This is a genomic window from Martinezella sp. CNPSo 3959 (assembly GCF_057784355.1).
The window spans coordinates 132601-148566 of record NZ_JBXSOV010000008.1 but is presented as its reverse complement, the minus strand read 5'-3'; the positions used below and the strand labels follow the sequence as shown (position 1 = coordinate 148566).

General features: G+C 62.0%; 19 protein-coding genes. 11 read left to right on the top strand and 8 right to left on the bottom strand.

Annotated elements, in window-relative coordinates; translation table 11 throughout:
- The first annotated feature begins 3 nt into the window (after positions 1-3).
- From ertD to AC13RE_RS18370, 8 genes are all read left to right on the top strand, one after another.
- Positions 4-1386 (top strand): hydantoin-5-propionate amidohydrolase, encoded by a 1383-nt coding sequence (gene ertD / locus AC13RE_RS18405; protein ID WP_488563999.1) that lies wholly within the window; start codon positions 4-6, stop codon positions 1384-1386.
- Entirely contained in the window at positions 1386-2660 is a 1275-nt protein-coding gene (locus AC13RE_RS18400) for a Zn-dependent hydrolase (RefSeq protein ID WP_488563998.1), read from the top strand. The genes ertD and AC13RE_RS18400 overlap by 1 nt, the downstream gene beginning before the upstream one ends.
- A 3-nt stretch (positions 2661-2663) precedes the next feature.
- Positions 2664-3764 carry a thiohydantoin desulfurase gene (ertC, locus tag AC13RE_RS18395; protein ID WP_488563997.1) on the top strand — a complete coding sequence of 367 codons (1101 nt, stop codon included), beginning with the start codon at positions 2664-2666 and terminating at the stop codon, positions 3762-3764.
- 18 nt (positions 3765-3782) lie between these two features.
- Positions 3783-4112, top strand: a complete 330-nt coding sequence (locus tag AC13RE_RS18390) for a TfoX/Sxy family protein (RefSeq protein WP_488563996.1) — start codon at positions 3783-3785, stop codon at positions 4110-4112.
- Positions 4113-4155: 43 nt separating this feature from the next.
- Positions 4156-5817 carry a thiourocanate hydratase gene (gene ertB, locus AC13RE_RS18385; RefSeq protein WP_488563995.1) on the top strand — a complete coding sequence of 554 codons (1662 nt, stop codon included), beginning with the start codon at positions 4156-4158 and terminating at the stop codon, positions 5815-5817.
- Between the two features lie 125 nt (positions 5818-5942).
- Entirely contained in the window at positions 5943-6617 is a 675-nt protein-coding gene (locus tag AC13RE_RS18380; RefSeq protein ID WP_488563994.1) for a spermidine synthase, read from the top strand.
- A gap of 65 nt (positions 6618-6682) precedes the next feature.
- Entirely contained in the window at positions 6683-6925 is a 243-nt protein-coding gene (gene vapB / locus AC13RE_RS18375; RefSeq protein WP_132715647.1) for a type II toxin-antitoxin system antitoxin VapB, read from the top strand.
- Positions 6922-7326 (top strand): PIN domain-containing protein, encoded by a 405-nt coding sequence (locus tag AC13RE_RS18370; protein WP_488563993.1) that lies wholly within the window; start codon positions 6922-6924, stop codon positions 7324-7326. The genes vapB and AC13RE_RS18370 overlap by 4 nt, the downstream gene beginning before the upstream one ends.
- On the opposite strand, the gene AC13RE_RS18365 is transcribed toward AC13RE_RS18370, so the two are convergent.
- The 5 genes from AC13RE_RS18365 to AC13RE_RS18345 all read right to left on the bottom strand — a co-directional run bounded on the left by AC13RE_RS18365 (position 7323) and on the right by AC13RE_RS18345 (position 10311).
- On the bottom strand, positions 7323-7727 hold the full coding sequence (locus AC13RE_RS18365; protein ID WP_488563992.1) for a GFA family protein: 405 nt from the start codon (positions 7725-7727) through the stop codon (positions 7323-7325). The two genes, AC13RE_RS18370 and AC13RE_RS18365, sit on opposite strands and share 4 nt — an antisense overlap.
- Before the next feature lie 5 nt (positions 7728-7732).
- A complete protein-coding gene (locus AC13RE_RS18360) occupies positions 7733-8215 on the bottom strand; it encodes an SRPBCC family protein (protein WP_488563991.1) in 483 nt (160 codons plus the stop codon).
- Complete coding sequence (locus AC13RE_RS18355; protein ID WP_132715643.1) at positions 8199-8540, bottom strand: metalloregulator ArsR/SmtB family transcription factor; 342 nt, start codon at positions 8538-8540, stop codon at positions 8199-8201. The genes AC13RE_RS18360 and AC13RE_RS18355 overlap by 17 nt, the downstream gene beginning before the upstream one ends.
- Before the next feature lie 85 nt (positions 8541-8625).
- Positions 8626-9012 (bottom strand): VOC family protein, encoded by a 387-nt coding sequence (locus AC13RE_RS18350; RefSeq protein WP_488563990.1) that lies wholly within the window; start codon positions 9010-9012, stop codon positions 8626-8628.
- A gap of 15 nt (positions 9013-9027) precedes the next feature.
- Complete coding sequence (locus tag AC13RE_RS18345) at positions 9028-10311, bottom strand: MFS transporter (protein ID WP_488563989.1); 1284 nt, start codon at positions 10309-10311, stop codon at positions 9028-9030.
- A 98-nt stretch (positions 10312-10409) separates the two neighbouring features.
- On the opposite strand from AC13RE_RS18345, the gene AC13RE_RS18340 reads away from it, so the two are divergent.
- Positions 10410-11285 (top strand): LysR family transcriptional regulator, encoded by an 876-nt coding sequence (locus AC13RE_RS18340; RefSeq protein ID WP_488563988.1) that lies wholly within the window; start codon positions 10410-10412, stop codon positions 11283-11285.
- Here the strand turns inward: AC13RE_RS18340 and AC13RE_RS18335 are convergent, their stop codons facing one another.
- Complete coding sequence (locus tag AC13RE_RS18335; protein WP_488563987.1) at positions 11286-12242, bottom strand: LysR family transcriptional regulator; 957 nt, start codon at positions 12240-12242, stop codon at positions 11286-11288. It lies immediately after the preceding gene.
- Positions 12243-12361: 119 nt separating this feature from the next.
- Between AC13RE_RS18335 and AC13RE_RS18330 the strand changes: the two genes are divergently transcribed.
- Positions 12362-13126, top strand: a complete 765-nt coding sequence (locus tag AC13RE_RS18330) for an SDR family oxidoreductase (RefSeq protein WP_488564046.1) — start codon at positions 12362-12364, stop codon at positions 13124-13126.
- 91 nt (positions 13127-13217) lie between these two features.
- On the opposite strand, the gene AC13RE_RS18325 is transcribed toward AC13RE_RS18330, so the two are convergent.
- Positions 13218-13664 (bottom strand): nuclear transport factor 2 family protein, encoded by a 447-nt coding sequence (locus AC13RE_RS18325; RefSeq protein WP_488564045.1) that lies wholly within the window; start codon positions 13662-13664, stop codon positions 13218-13220.
- 235 nt (positions 13665-13899) lie between these two features.
- Between AC13RE_RS18325 and coaBC the strand changes: the two genes are divergently transcribed.
- Complete coding sequence (gene coaBC, locus AC13RE_RS18320) at positions 13900-15111, top strand: bifunctional phosphopantothenoylcysteine decarboxylase/phosphopantothenate--cysteine ligase CoaBC (RefSeq protein WP_488563986.1); 1212 nt, start codon at positions 13900-13902, stop codon at positions 15109-15111.
- Here coaBC and AC13RE_RS18315 read toward each other — a convergent pair.
- Entirely contained in the window at positions 15098-15913 is an 816-nt protein-coding gene (locus AC13RE_RS18315) for a class II glutamine amidotransferase (RefSeq protein ID WP_488563985.1), read from the bottom strand. The genes coaBC and AC13RE_RS18315 overlap by 14 nt on opposite strands.
- Positions 15914-15966 lie beyond the last annotated feature (53 nt).

Genomic DNA, 15966 nt, shown 5'->3' with positions numbered 1-15966 from the left:
CACATGGCCGATTTCGATCTTGTTCTGCAAGGCACCGTGGTTCTGCCTGAACGCATCGTGGAAGCCGGCTATGTCGCCGTGCGCGACGGCAAAATCGCCGAGGTCGGCATTGGCGTGCCGCCGGCAGCGCGTGAGCGGCACCTGCTCGGCAAGGCGCTGATCCTGCCTGGCGCGATTGACGCGCAGGTCCATTCCCTTTCCCAGAAGGACCAGGAGGATTTCATCTGGTCGACGCGCTCTGCAGCCGCCGGCGGCGTCACCACCATCGTCGACATGCCCTATGACGAAGGCGATCTCGTCTGCTCGGCAGCGGCGGTGAAGAAGAAGATCGACCACGCAGCGCCGCAATCGCGCGTCGACTTCGCCCTCTACGGCACCGTCGATCCCGAAGAAGGCCCGGCGCGCATCGCCGAAATGGTCGAGGCCGGTGTCGCCGCCTTCAAATTCTCGACCTTCGGCACGGACCCCAAGCGCTTTCCCCGCATCCCGCCTGCCCTGCTCGACGCCTGCTTTGCCGCGATCGCGCCGACCGGCCTCACCGCCGGCGTCCACAACGAGGATGACGAAGCGGTCCGCACCTATATGGAGCAGGTGAAGGCGAGCGGCGTCACCGACTACCGCGCTCACGGCCTTTCCCGCCCGCCAATCACTGAACTGCTTGCCATGCACACGATCTTCGAGACGGGTGCGAATACCGGCTGCCCGGCGCACGTCGTGCATTGCTCGCTCGGCCGCGGCTACGACATCGCCCGTGCCTATCGCCGCGACGGCTTCGAAGCGACCGTTGAATGCTGCATCCATTACCTGACGCTCGATGAGGAAAACGATGTGCGGCGCCTTGGCGGCAAGGCGAAAATTAATCCGCCCATCCGCCCGCGCGCCGAAGTGGAAACCTTGTGGCGCAAGGTGGCGGAAGGCAATGTCTGGCTCGTCTCGACCGATCACGTCAGCTGGTCGGAAAACCGCAAGACCAATCCGGACATGCTGGCGAATGCTTCGGGCGTGCCGGGACTGGAGGTCATGGTGCCGCTCTTCGTCAAGGGTGCTCTCGAACGCGGCGTGCCGCTGACCTGGGCTGCAAAGCTGATGGCGGAAAACCCGGCTAAGCATTTCCGCCTCGATCATATCAAGGGCGCGCTGACGCCGGGCAAGGACGCCGATATCGTCGTACTGGAACCGCGTGAAACGATCTATGATGCGGCTGCTAGCGGCAACAATGTCGTCGGCTGGAGCCCCTATAACGGCATCCGTCTGCCCTGGACGGTGTCCGCCGCCTACCTTAGAGGCAAGCAGATCACCGAGGGACAGAAAGTGCTCGCCGAGCCCGGCTCAGGCAGCTTCGTCCGTCCCTTGCCTCGCCAAATTCTTGCCGGAGATGCAGCCTGATGACCGAAACCAAGCGCCACAACCTGCCCGTAAATGCCGATCGTATCGCCGAGGATATCGATGCGCTGGCCGGCATTACCGAGCCGGGCCATCCCTGGACGCGCCGCGCCTTCTCGCCTCTCTTCCTCGAAGGCCGCGCCTATATCGACGCTCGGATGAAGGCGGCAGGGCTTGAGACCCGCATCGACGCCGCCGGCAATCTGATCGGCCGGCGCGCCGGCGCCAAGCCAGATCTCGGCACGATCCTTGTGGGATCGCATTCCGACACCGTTCCCGATGGCGGCCGCTTCGACGGCATCGCCGGTACGATCGCCGCGCTCGAAGTCGCACGTTCCTTGAAGGATCGCGGCATCGAGCTCGATCACGATCTGGAGATCGTCGATTTCCTCGCCGAAGAAGTCAGCATCTTCGGCGTGTCCTGCATCGGCAGCCGCGGCATGACCGGGCAGATCCCCGAGGCGTGGCTCTCCCGTGTCAGCGGCGACCGCACGTTGTCGCAGGGCATTGGCGAAGTCGGCGGCGATCCCGCCGTGCTGCTCTCCCAGAAGCGTCCGGATCTTGCCGGTTTCCTGGAGCTGCATATCGAACAGGGTCCGGTGCTGGAAGCCGAGAACAAGGATATCGGCATCGTCACCGCGATCGCCGGCATCACCCGCATCGAAATCACCGTCGAAGGCCGCGCCGATCATGCCGGCACAACGCCGATGGACCGACGCGCCGACGCGCTGGTGGCAGCTTCGCAGCTCGTACTCGACATCAGGAGCCGCGCGGCTGAACAGGCAAAGACGCCGGGTCATTTTGCTGCGACGGTCGGCGAATTCCGTATCGAGCCGAACGCGGCAAATGTCGTGCCCTCGAAGGTCGTGCTGCTGATCGACGGACGCGCCGAAATCCGCAGCGACATGGAGGATTTCCTCGCCTGGCTCGACGGTGAGGTGAAGACCATCGCCGCCGATTATGGCGTCACGATCAACCCGCCGGTGCGTGTCTCCGACAACATGCCGACGCCGGGTGCTCCGGTGCTGCTCGAAACGCTCGAGCGCGCCTGCGATACGGTTGGTGCAAAGCATCGCCGCATGGCCTCCGGCGCCGGCCACGACACAGCCTGGATCGCCAAGGTCGCGCCTGCCGCCATGATCTTTGTGCCCTGCAAGGAAGGTCGCAGCCATTGCGCCGAGGAATGGGCCGAGAATGACGACATCGCCATGGGTGCTGCCGTGCTCTTCGAAGCGGTGCGCGACATGGACAAGAACCTCAAACAGAACCGGGAGTAGCCAATGGGACGCGTACTCGTTGCCAAGGATGTGGAAGCGGCTGTCAAGGGCGGCTCCGTTTACGCCGCGGGCGGTGGCGGCTGGGCCGATCACGGCCGCATGCTCGGCTATGCGGCCGTCAATGTCGGCAAGCCGGAGCTGGTGTCGATCGAGGAACTCAACGACAACGACTGGATCGCCACGGCAGCCGCCATCGGCGCACCGGCCTCCACGACCCCCTGGGAAATGCAGGGCATCGACTATGTGAAGGCCGCGCAACTGCTGCAGGACGAGCTTGGCGAAAAGCTTTCCGGCCTGATCATCGGCCAGAACGGCCGGTCCTCGACGCTGAACGGCTGGCTGCCATCGGCGATCCTCGGAACGAAGGTGGTGGATGCGGTCGGCGACATCCGCGCCCATCCGACTGGCGATATGGGCTCGATCGGCATGGCGGGTTCGCCAGAGCAGATGATCCAGACCGCCGTCGGCGGCAACCGGGCCGAAAACCGCTATATCGAGCTCGTCGTGAAGGGCGCGACGGCGAAGATTTCGCCGATCCTACGTGCGGCATCCGACCAGTCCGGCGGCTTCATCGCCTCCTGCCGCAATCCGCTGCGCGCTTCTTATGTCCGTACACATGCGGCGCTCGGCGGCATCTCCATGGCGCTCTCGCTCGGCGAAGCGATCATCGAGGCGGAAAAGAAGGGCGGCAGCGCTGTCATCGACGCCATCTGCAAGACCACCGGTGGCCATATCCTTGCCGAAGGCACCATCGCCAAGAAGGACGTCGTCTACACGAAGGAAGCCTTCGACATCGGCACTATCACGGTCGGTAGCGGCGACAGGGCCGTCACCATGCATGTGATGAACGAATACATGGCGGTCGAAGATGCCGGCGGCAAGCGCCTGGCGACCTTCCCCTCCGTCATCACCACGCTGTCGCCGGAAGGCGAACCCTTGAGCGTCGGCCAGCTGCACGAAGGCATGAAGGTTTTCATCCTGCATGTGCCGATGGATATCATTCCGCTGTCTGCCAGCGTGCTCGACCCCACGGTCTATCCCTCCGTCGAAAAGGCCATGGGGATCGAGATCGCGAAATACGCTCTGGCCGGCAAGAAAGGCTGAAAGGCGCGGGAGGCGCAGATGGCGCGTGACGCAGGTCTCGAAGAATTGCTGAGAGAAGAGCTCGGGGAACGACCCGGGCTCAGCGAAAAAGGGATGTTCGGCGGCTGGGCCTTTCTTCTCAACGGCCATCTGCTGTGCGGCGCGCGCGAAGACGGGATGCTGATCCGCCTCGGCAAGGGCAACGATAGCTGGGCGGTTCAGCAGCACGACGTCAACCGCATGCAGATGGGCGGCCGGACAATGCAGGGCTGGGTGCGCGCCGGGCCGGAAGCCTATGGCAACGATATGCTGCGCAAGCGGCTGCTTCTGGCCGCGCTGAATTTCGTCGAAGGCCTGCCGCCGAAATAGCCGGGCCACCGAAACAAACAATTGAGACAGGGAAGGGAAATCCATGCCGAAAGCCAATCCACGTCATCCGAAATTCCCCATTCCGGGCGGCCCGGAGCTGCGTGCCAAAGGCTGGCGGCAGGAGGCTCTGCTGCGCCTGCTCGAAAACGTGCTCTCGGTCGGCGAAGATCCGGACAATCTCGTCGTCTACGCCGCTCTCGGCAAGGCGGCGCGCAACTGGGCTGCGCATAAGGGCATCGTGAAGGCGCTCACCGAAATGGAGGAGAACCAGACGCTGCTCATCCAATCCGGCAAACCGATCGGCCTCATCCGTACGCATGACAAGGCGCCCCTCGTCATCATGGCGAACTGCAACATCGTCGGGCAATGGGCTAAGGCGGAAGTCTTCTACGAACTGCAGCGCAAGGGCCTGATCTGCTGGGGTGGTCTGACGGCCGGCGCCTGGCAATATATCGGCAGCCAAGGCGTGATCCAGGGCACCTACGAAATCTTCATGCGCATCGCCGAGCGTCGCTTCGGCGGCGACCTCTTCGGCCGCTTCGTACTCACAGCCGGTCTCGGCGGCATGGGCGGTGCGCAGCCGCTCGCCGGCCGCATGGCGGGTGCCGCCATCCTCTGCGTCGATATCGATGCGGAGCGCGCCAGGAAGCGCCAGGAAATCGGCTATCTGCAGGAAATCGCCCCGGATCTCGATTCCGCGCTGGCGATGATCGATGCTGCCGTCAAGGAAAAGCGGGCGCTTTCCGTCGGGCTGGTCGGCAATGCGGCGGAGATCTATCCCGAGATTGCACGCCGCGGCATCGTGCCCGATATCGTCACGGACCAGACCTCGGCGCACGATCTCGTCTATGGCTATGTGCCGAAGGGCATGAACCTGCAACAGGTTCGGGACTTGCGCGATGACGGCCAGGGGCAGCTGATGGCAGCAAGCCGCGCCTCGATCGTCGAGCACGTGAAGGCCATGCTGGACTTTCAGAAAAAGGGCTCCGAAGTCTTCGACAACGGCAACCTGATCCGCACCCAGGCGAAGGAAGGCGGCGTCGCCAATGCCTTCGATATCCCAATCTTCACCGAAGCCTATCTACGACCGCTCTTTTGCCGCGCCATCGGTCCATTCCGCTGGATGGCGCTATCAGGCGAGGAAAGCGATATCGCCCGCATCGACGATCTGCTGCTGGAAATGTTCCCGGACAACAAGATCATCACCAACTGGATCAAGCTTGCCCGCCAGCACGTGCCTTTCGAAGGTCTGCCGGCACGCATCGCGTGGCTCGGCCATGGCGAGCGCACGGCGCTGGCCCGCCGCGTCAACGAGCTCGTGGCGAACGGCGAGCTGAAGGGGCCGATCGCCTTCTCACGCGACCATCTCGATGCCGGCGCCATGGCGCATCCGAACATCATGACCGAGCGCATGAAGGACGGCTCCGACGCCATCGCCGACTGGCCGTTGATCGACGCCATGATGCTCTGCTCGTCGATGGCGGACCTCGTCGTCGTCCATTCCGGCGGCGGCGGCTATGCCGGCTACATGACGAGCTGCGGCGTCACCGTGGTCGCCGACGGCACGGCTGCCGCCGACGAACGACTCGACCATGCGCTGACCAACGACACCGCGCTCGGCGTCATGCGCTACGCCGATGCCGGCTATGAGGAAGCGCTGGACGAAGTTGCAAAAAAGGATGTGCCCTATATTCGTTTGGGATAAGCGCGTCTGTTCTTGCCGACATTGAAAGACTATGGTCCGGGCAACTAAAGTCGACCTGTTTTACACGCAATTCCGGACGGAAAACCGCTGCGCACTTTTCCTGGAATTGCTTTGGAGAGTTGCCCGTGATCCCCTGGACCTTGCTTGACACTGCGAAAATCCCTGGCGGCGGCGAGCTGCGTTTGAAGCAGCGCGGCCAGGAATTTTCCATCATGCTCGGCACCAACGAGCTGATGAACAGCCGTTTGAGCGGCTCCGAGCGGGCACTAGCCACGCTTTCCTGCGAGAAGATCAAGGGCCGGAAGGCGCCGCACATACTGATCGGCGGCCTCGGCATGGGCTTTACCTTGCGCGCGGCCCTCGGCGAACTTGATGCGGATGCCAAGGTTAGGGTCGCGGAGCTTGTTCCGGCGGTCGTGGCTTGGGCACGCGGACCGATGGCGACCGTCTTTGACGGTTGTCTCGACGATTCGCGCGTCGCCATTCACGAGGGCGATGTGCGTCCACTTATCCGCGCCCGCAAGGCGGCCTACGACGCCATTCTGCTCGATGTCGACAACGGCCCGGACGGCATTACGTCCGAAGCCAATGATGGTCTTTACGACTATCAGGGCCTGAAGGCAGCGCGTGATGCGCTGCGGCCCGGCGGCGTGCTCGCGGTCTGGTCTTCAGGGCCTGACGAGCGCTTCACAAGACGTCTGCGCGACAGTGGTTTTACCGCCGAGGTGGTCAATACGCGTGCCAATGGCAAAACGGGCGCGCGTCATGTCATCTGGCTCGCCACAAAATCGGGATCATAACGCGTCGAATTGAAATAGCGCTCGAGATGCTATATATCAATGTCATATCTCAAAGGAGTTATGGCATGGACACCGCAAAGATCTTCTGGTCCGGCCGCTCGCAGGCCGTGCGCTTGCCCAAGGAATTCCGCCTCGATGGTGAGGAAGTGCGCATCCGCCGGCAGGGAAAAGCAATCATTCTGGAGCCGATCGCCGAAGATTGGGATTGGTTGGAAGCTGTTACAGGGCCGGTTGATCAAGACTTCGTAGAAGCGACCGAAGAAGAGCCCGCTGAGCAGCAACGCCCCGAGCTGGATATCTTCAAGTGAAGTATCTGCTCGACAGCAATGCCGTCATCGCCCTGATGAAAGGACATTTCGGCTTCGTCAGCGAGCTGCGCAGACACAGGCCGCAAGATTTCGCCATTCCGGCCATCGTGGCACACGAGCTGTTTTATGGCGCCTATAAGGGCCAGCGCGTCGCCGAGAATCTTGCGCGTGTGGAAGCCCTTCAGTTCGAGACGTTGGACTTCGATGGGCAAGATGCCCGTGTAGCCGGCGAAATTCGCGCAAACCTTTCTTCCCTTGGCACACCGATCGGTGCCTATGACGTTTTGATCGCGGGGCAGGCCGTCGCCCGCGATCTGATCCTGATAACGCACAATGTCAGAGAGTTCGAACGCGTTGACCGGCTGCGTTTTGAAGACTGGGAGTCCTTGCCGAGCGGCTAAAGATAGCGCGTTTCCTCCGGCGCGCGATCGAAGCGGTCGTCGCGGCCGTCGAAATATCCGACGGGAAGCGAGGCGAGCTCTTCATCGGTGGCATCATCCAGGCAGCTGATGCTGATCGCATAGAACTTGCCGCCGAGGGCTGGATTTTCACCCCAGTTGAAGGAGCTGATGCCGCAATTTTTGCAGAAGAGGTGATGCAGGATGCGCGGGCCAAACTGATATTCGCCAATGTTGTCTTCGCCCGAGGTCAGGCGGAAATCGGCGGGCGTGGCGACGGCCAGCCAGTTGCGTTTCTTCTTGCAGATCGAGCAATTGCATTTGAAGGTACCGCTCTGCAGATCGAGATCAGCTTCATAGCTCACCGCGCCGCAATGGCAACTTCCGTGATAGGTCTTCTTCATTACTCTCATCCTTCCCTTGAGGTGGCTTCTGCGTAGGCGGCGTATTTGTCGAGCGCCTGTTCCCAGCCGCCGGTCTGCAATCTCAGCTCTGTATCGTCAGGCAGCTCGACCTTGCGGAAGACGAGGCGTGTCTTCTCACCACGCTCGTGAAATTCCACGGTCACCTGCATCGGATGTTCAGGCCTCCCCTCTTGGTTTTCCCAGGCGAAGGTGAAGACGAGGCGTTCGGGCGGAACGATCTCCAGATAGCGGCCATGGCTCCAATATTCCTTGCCCTCCGGCGTGAGAATGCAGTGCCGCCAGGCGCCCCCTTCCCGCAGGTCGACGGAAACGGATGGGGCCGTCATGTTTTGCGGTCCCCACCAGCGCATCAGATGCTGCGGTTCCGTCCAGAGGCGAAACAGCAGGACACGCGGCGCGGCAATGTCGCGGGTCAGCACGATCTCCCGCGGCGGCCGCACGCTGCCGCCCTCAGTTGCTGGGGTCATTCTTTCCTCCCTTTTGCAATAGTGCCGCGTAGTCCTCTAGGCGATCGAGATTGTCGTTCCAGAACTGGCGATAGCTCTCCAGCCAGTCATCGACTTGGCGCAGCGGCTTCGCTTCCAGCCGGCAGGGTCGCCATTGCGCTTCCCGACCCTTCGAGATCAGGCCGGCCTTCTCCAGCACCTTCAAATGCTTGGAGACGGCGACCAGCGACATCTCGAAGGGTTCGGCCAGTTGGGAGACGGATGCCTCGCCGGTCGTCAGCCGCGCCAAGATTGCCCGGCGGGTGGGATCGGCCAGGGCCGAAAGGGTCGCGCTCAACGTGTCCATTTATAAACCATATAGTTAATTAACTTATTGGTTTAATATATGACGCAGGCACGCGATGTCAAGAAGCTGCTGCCGGCACGCAATCTCAGGAAATGACGTTGGAAACTTCGATCAGGTTCTGGTCCGGATCGCGGAAATAGACGGAGAGAATGGGGCTGGTCGCGCCGGTTCGGCGCACGGGGCCTTCCTCGATCGCGACGGCCTCAGCTTGCAAGTGAGCGACGACCTCATCGAGCGGCGTGGTGCTGATGAAGCAGAGGTCGGCCGAACCCGGTGTCGGCCGTTCGGCCTTGGGCTCGAACTCATGGCCGGCTTGATGCAGATTGATCTTCTGGTTGCCGAAGATGAGAGCCTTGCGGCCCTCCCCGAAAGTTTCGACACCCATACCGAGGACACGGGTATAGAAATCGCAACTCTCCTCGATGCTCGCAACCGTGAGCACCAGATGATCGAGATGGTCGATACGGATCATGGTGGCCTCCTGGGCTCAGCGACGCGCCAGCCTGGCAACGGCAAGGGCGCTGGCCAGACAGAGTGCCAGCATGACCAGGATGAAGGCAACCACGGCATTCCAGCCATCGGCAAGCCAGAAATAGCCGCCGACCGAGCCTGCTATACTGGAGCCGAGATAATAGGCGAGCAGGTAGAGCGAGGAGGCGTGCCCCTTGAAGCCATCGGCCAGCCGTCCCACCAGCGCACTGGCGACGGAATGGGCCATGAAGAAGCCAATCGTCACCAGGACAATGCCGAGAATGATCAGCGGCAAGGAGCTGGAAAGCGTCACCGCCGCACCGAGCGCGGCGATCAGAACGCCAATCGGCAGCACGATGAAATGGCCGATGCGATCGCCGAGGAGGCCTGCCGCCCACGAGGCGACGATGCCGAAGAGATAGGCGGTGAAGATCAGTCCAAGCTCGGTCTGGTTGAGATCATAGGGATCGGCGACGAGACGGAAACCGGCATAGTTATAGACCGTTACGAAGGAGCCCATGACGAGAAAGCCGATGGCAAAGAGCAGCGGCAGTGCTGCATTGCCAAAATGACCACTCCAGGCCTTCACATGGAAGCCGACATCGAAGCCCTTTCGCGGCGTAAAATTGCGCGACGGCGGCAGCAGATAGAGAAAGCCGATGGCGGCGATCAGGCCGAGAATGCCAACGGTCGCCAAAGCCGGCCGCCAGCTCAGATATTCGGCGATCGTGCCGGTCACCACGCGCCCGGCCATGCCGCCGAAGGCGTTGCCGGCGATATAGAGGCCCATGGCGCCGCCGAGGCCGCGCGGTTCGATCTCCTCGGCCAGATAAGTCATGGCGGCGGCCGGGACGCCGCCCAACAGGAAGCCCTCAAGAGCGCGGACGGCAAGCAGCATATGCCAGCTCGGCGATACCGCGCAGACGAGCGTACAGATGGCCGCGCCAAGCAGCGAAATGAACATCAGGCTGCGGCGGCCGAGGCTTTCGGAAATGGCGGCGGCGCCGAAGATCGCGAAGGCCAGGAAGCCCGTCGAAAGCGACAGCGACAGCGAACTTGCAGCAGGCGTAACGCCAAAATCCTGAGAAAAGATCGGCATCAGCGGCTGCACGCAATAAAGCAACGAGAAGGTGGCAAAGCCCGAGAGAAACAGCCCAATGGTTGCGCGGCGGAAAGCGGGCGTGCCGCGCGTCAGGAATTTGCGGGGCTCGGTCGGCGGCTCGTTTCTGACGAGTGTCAATTCGGGGCGGGAGGGAACTTCGGACACAGTGGTTTGCTGCTTGCTTGCGGCGCGAAACATCGGTGGCACCTGACCTTTCTTGCCTTGGAATCTAGCCAGGCGAGCTCCATTAGTCCAATATATGGAACAGGCGATCTCAATAGCTTTTGGAGATAGCGATGGAGCTGCGTCATATCCGCTATTTTCTGGCGCTGGCGGAAGCCGGAAACTTTACCCGCGCGGCCGCCAATCTCGGCATCGGCCAGCCGCCGCTCAGCCAGCAGATCCGGGACCTGGAAAACGAGGTGGGTGCGCAGCTGTTCCACCGCGTGCCGCATGGTGCGGAACTGACGGTGGCCGGCGAGGCATTTCTCGCGGAAGCGAAAATGGCCGTCGATGCGGCGGAAAAGGCAAAGCTCGCGGCTCAGCGCGCCAATCGCGGCGAGATCGGCCGCCTGTCGCTTGGCTTCACCGCCTCTTCCGCCTTCAACACCATCGTCACCTCAACCATTCGCGAGTTTCGCCGGCACTGGCCGGAAGTGCTGATATCGCTGACCGAGATGAACACCAATGCGCTGATGGACCGGCTGATGCGCGGCGAGATCGACGCGGCCTTCATTCGCCCGGGCCTTGAAGATCCGAGAGACGTGCGGCTGAAGCGTTTTGCCGATGAGCCGATGCTGATCGCGCTGCCGGCTCATCATCCGCTGGCGAAAAAGGAACGCGTGCCGGTTGCGGCGCTCGTGGGCGAACCCTTCATCCTCTTCCCGCGCATGGTGGGGCTGAGCCTCTATGACGATATCGTCGCCGCCTGCCGCGAGGCGGGCTTCGACCTCGTGGTGACACAGGAGGCGCCGCAGATCCCCTCCGTCGTCAATCTCGTGGCCGCAAACTTGGGCGTTTCCATCGTTCCGGCTTCGATCGCACAGATCAAGCTCGACGGCGTGGCCTATCGGCAAATCGACGGGCCGCCGGTCGTGGCGCGTCTCGGCCTTGCCAGTCTCAAGGCGCAGCGATCGCCCGTCATCGCCAATCTCATGAGCCTGATTGCTTAGCTATTTGTTTTCACGCAATTCCGGACGCAAAACCGCTTCACACTTTTGCTGGAATTGCTCCCGCTCCCAATAAGGCGGATCGCCGAATGCCTTCTTTAGATGATCGGCCATGGCGCGCAGTTTGGCCGAGGGGTTGCGCCCTTCGGGATGGGCCATGAAGATGAATTCCGGCTCCGGCCGGTAGCCGACGTCGATCTCGACAAGCCGCCCCTCCCTCACCGAAGGTCCGGCGATGAAGGCCGGCAGCAATGCGATACCGAGGCCGGCTATCGCGGCATCGTGAAGGACATCGCCATTGTTCACGCCCAGCGCCAGCTTTCCACGGATGACCACCGCGCCCTCTGGTCCCTCGAAACGCCAGTCGGCGACACCGCGATTGGTGTAAAAAATACCGCGATGACCCTGGAGATCGGAGAGCGAAGCAGGTTTGCCGTTGCGGCTGAGATAATCCGGCGAAGCCACGAGAAGGCGGCGGCTGCGGGCAAGCTTCCATGCGACAAGGCGCGAGTCGGCAATCAGGCCGTGGCGAATGATCGCGTCGTAACCGTCCGAGGCGGCATCGACCCGGCGGTCGTCGAGATCGAGTGTCAGTTCGATCTCCGGATGCGCGGCGAGAAACGGATAGAGAGCCGGCCCCAGATGCAGGCGGCCGAAGGTGACGGGAGCTGCGATGCGCAGAGGTCCCATCAGCGTGCCGCGCCGCTCGGCGAGATCGGCCGCCGCCTCGCGAACTTCCTGTGCGATGCGGGTCGCGCGCTGCAGAAAGGCAGTGCCATCCTCGGTCAGGGTCAGCTTGCGGGTCGTGCGGTGAAGCAGGGTCGCCCCTAACGCCTTTTCCATTTCCGACAGGCGCTCGCTGACGACGGATTTCGACAGACGCAGCCGTCGCGCCGCCTCGCTGATCGAGCCGGCTTCGGCTACGGTCACGAAGGTCACTATCCCATCGATCTTCAACATCGTTCGGCAATTCCGAATTCGAATTCCACTATTTGCAGACTAATCCGAACGATCGGAAAAGGCCATCTTCCATGTATCGGACAAACCGAAAGACACGTCCTCACATAGGAGATGGAATGATGAACCGCTTGAATGGAAAAGTCGCAATCGTCACCGGTGCCAGCTCCGGCATCGGCCGCGCCACGGCCAAGCTTTTCGCCGCCGAAGGCGCCAAGGTTGTCGTCGGCGCTCGCCGCGCCGCTGAACTAGAAAGCCTTGCCTCCGAAATCAGGGCTGCCAGCGGAGAAGCAGCCGTACTGGCTGGCGACGTGCGTTCGGAAGACTATCACAAGGCGCTGGTCGCCCTTGCTGTCGAGCGCTACGGCAAGCTCGATATTGCCTTCAACAATGCCGGCACGCTCGGCGAGGCCGGTCCCAGCACCGAGGTTTCGGAGGCAGGCTTTGCGGATGCGCTGGCGATCAACCTTACCGCATCCTTCCTAGCTGCCAAGCACCAGATTGGTGAAATGGTAAAGCACGGCGGCGGCTCCGTGATTTTCACGTCGACCTTCGTCGGCCACACCGTCAGCTTCCCCGGCGTTGCCGCCTATGCCGCCAGCAAATCCGGCCTGATCGGCCTGACGCAGACGCTGGCCGCCGAATTCGGCCCGCAGAATGTTCGCGTCAATGCCATCCTGCCGGGTGCCGTCGATACCGACATGTATCGCGACATGAACGACACCGCCGAAAAGCAGGCCTTCATTACCAATCTACATGCGCTGAAGCGCGTCGCCGGTCCGGAAGAGATCGCTCGCTCGGTCCTCTATCTTGCCTCCGATGATGCAAGCTTCGTCAGCGGCACGGCTTCTCTCGTTGACGGCGGCCTCTCGATCACGCGGACCTGACCGAGTATTTAGCCGACGCAATTGTCGCGTCGGAATGCTTTGAATGAATAAGGACGGGCCGCGGATCCTACTTCCCTGGCGGCCCCTCCACTCAGAACATCGTATTATCGTTCTTCGACGTCTCGGGGATCGGCTGCACCGAATCCCAATGTTCCTGGATCTTGTTGTCCTCCACACGGAAAATATCGACGATGGCGCTGCCGCGGTCGCCCGGCTGGCGAACAGCGTGGACGCGCAGGATCACATAATCGCCGTCGACCATCACGCGCTTGATCTCGCTCTTCGACTGCGGGTAGTTCTTTTTCAGGTACTCGAGGAAGCCGCGCAGACCCTCGGGACCATCGGCGGCAAGAGGATTGTGCTGGATGTATTTGCCGAGATATTTGGAAGCCGCGTCGAAATCCTTGTCGTTCAGCGCCTTCTGGTAGAAATCCAGAACGATCTCCTTGTTCTTCAGCTCTTGCGGCGAATAGGCGCGTTCGGCAAAGGCCGGCATGGCAGCGGCCATGATTGGCAGGGCGATGACAGCGGCTTTCATCAATTTCAAGGCGTTGCTCCTTTTGTCGTTAACATATTCACTTTTGTCGAGGGCGAAGATGTCCGCAAATGACAAGTTGGTGATGCCGACGTGGTCATTGGCTGCAATAGCGGAAAATCCGATCACTTGCGTCGCAATCACCAACACGCCGGGCTCGATGGAAGCACGCGACGATTGCCTATGACACACCAAAGGCTTAGGCTTATTGGCAAAAGAACAGGCGACGGGTTCAGGCATGGTTCTCGCGGATAAGCGCATCCTTCTCATCATCTCCGGCGGCATCGCGGCCTATAAGAGCCTCGATCTCATTCGCCGGCTGCGCGAGCGCGGCGCGAGCGTGCGGCCCGTCATGACATCGGGCGCGCAGGAGTTCATCACGCCACTTGCCGTCGGCGCGCTTGCCGCCGACCATGTTTTCACCGATCTATTTTCGCGAGAGGACGAGCAGGATGTCGGCCATATCAGGCTGGCGCGCGACTGCGATCTAGTGCTGATCGCCCCGGCAACTGCCGATCTACTCGCCAAGATGGCAAACGGGCTGGCGGACGATCTCGCCTCGACCATATTGCTCGCCACAGACCGGCCTGTGCTTGCAGCGCCCGCGATGAACCCGAAAATGTGGGCGCATCCGGCAACCAGACGGAACATCGAAACTCTACGCAGCGACGGCATTGCCTTCATCGGCCCGATGACCGGCGAAATGGCCGAGAGCGGCGAAAGCGGCGCTGGCAGGATGGCGGAACCGCTCGATATCGTCGCGGCAGCCGAGCGACGGCTGGATGACGGCGCCAAGCCGCTTGCCGGCAAGAAGGCGGTCGTCACCTCCGGGCCGACACACGAGCCGATCGACCCGGTGCGCTATATCGCCAACCGCTCGTCGGGACGGCAGGGTCATGCGATTGCCGCAGCACTTGCGGCGCTGGGCGCCGACGTCACGCTTGTTTCCGGCCCGGTCACCATTCCCGATCCAGTCGGCTTGCACGTCATCCATGTCGAGCGGGCTGATGAGATGCGCGATGCCGTTTTAGCGGCCCTTCCGGCCGATATCGCGGTGATGGTGGCCGCAGTTGCCGACTGGCGCGTCGCCTCCGCATCGGACCAGAAGATCAAGAAGCATCCCGGCGAATCGATCCCGACGCTGGCGCTCACGGAAAATCCCGACATCTTGAAGACTGTGGGACATCACACGCAGCGGCCGAAACTCGTGATCGGCTTTGCCGCCGAAACGCAGGATGTCGAGAGCAACGCCCGCGCCAAGCTGGAGCGCAAGGGCGCCGACTTCATCGTCGCCAACGACGTCTCGCCCGCGACCGGAATCATGGGCGGCGCGAGAAACAAAGTGAAGATCATCAGCCATGATGGTGTCGAGCAATGGCCGGATCTCGACAAGGATGAAGTGGCCGTGCGGCTGGCGACGCTGATAGCGGCTCAGTTTACGCAGGGATAGCGGCTATCGGCGGGCGCTCTGCGGACGCGCGCTCTTCCGGCTGGAAGGGCGTGACATGGACGCCGGTATCATCGATCATGACGGCGCTGCCATCGGGAATTTCACGCCAGGCATCGATGTCGTCGTTCAGCGGCTCCGACACGAGGCAGTATCCCGCACCGACTGGCGAGGCATAGAGCGTCGGCGCCTTGCGGTCGGTCGCATAGCGGATGGCGTAGAGCGACTTTCCGTCGGAGAAGGCCGCAGTGAAGCGCACCAGCACCGAGCCAGTCAGATGCAACGACAGCCCTTCGACGAAGCCGATGGTCTGAGCGATCGCCGCAATCGGATTGGTCGCCAAACCGAACTGCATCGCCAGCAGGAACAGGAGCTCGGAATCGGTCGTGCCGCTGCGGGCATGAAACAGCCGGTCGTCGAGCATGGCTTCCATCGGCCGGCGCAGGCGATCGAAATTGGAAATCTGGCCGTTGTGCTGGAACGACCAGTTCTCGAAGACGAAGGGATGGCAATTGTCGCGGCGCGTGCCGCCGCCGGTGGCCGCACGGACATGGGCGAGGAAGAGCGGCGAGCGGATCTGCCGCGCCAAGCTTTTCAAATTGCAATCGGACCAGGCCGGCAGGATATCGCGGTAGCGGCCCGGTTCTGGCCGATCACCGTACCAGGCGATACCGAAGCCATCGCCGTTGGTCGCCGTCTTGGCGCGCGTGGCGCAATGGGATTGTTCGATCAGGGAGTGGGCAGGCGAAGACACCAGCTCCTCCAGATAGAGGGGGTCTCCACGATAGGCTGCCCAGCGACACATGCGTCTCTCACTCCGATTCCTGCTGTCTTCCTGTCCCGCGGGAGAATGGCAAA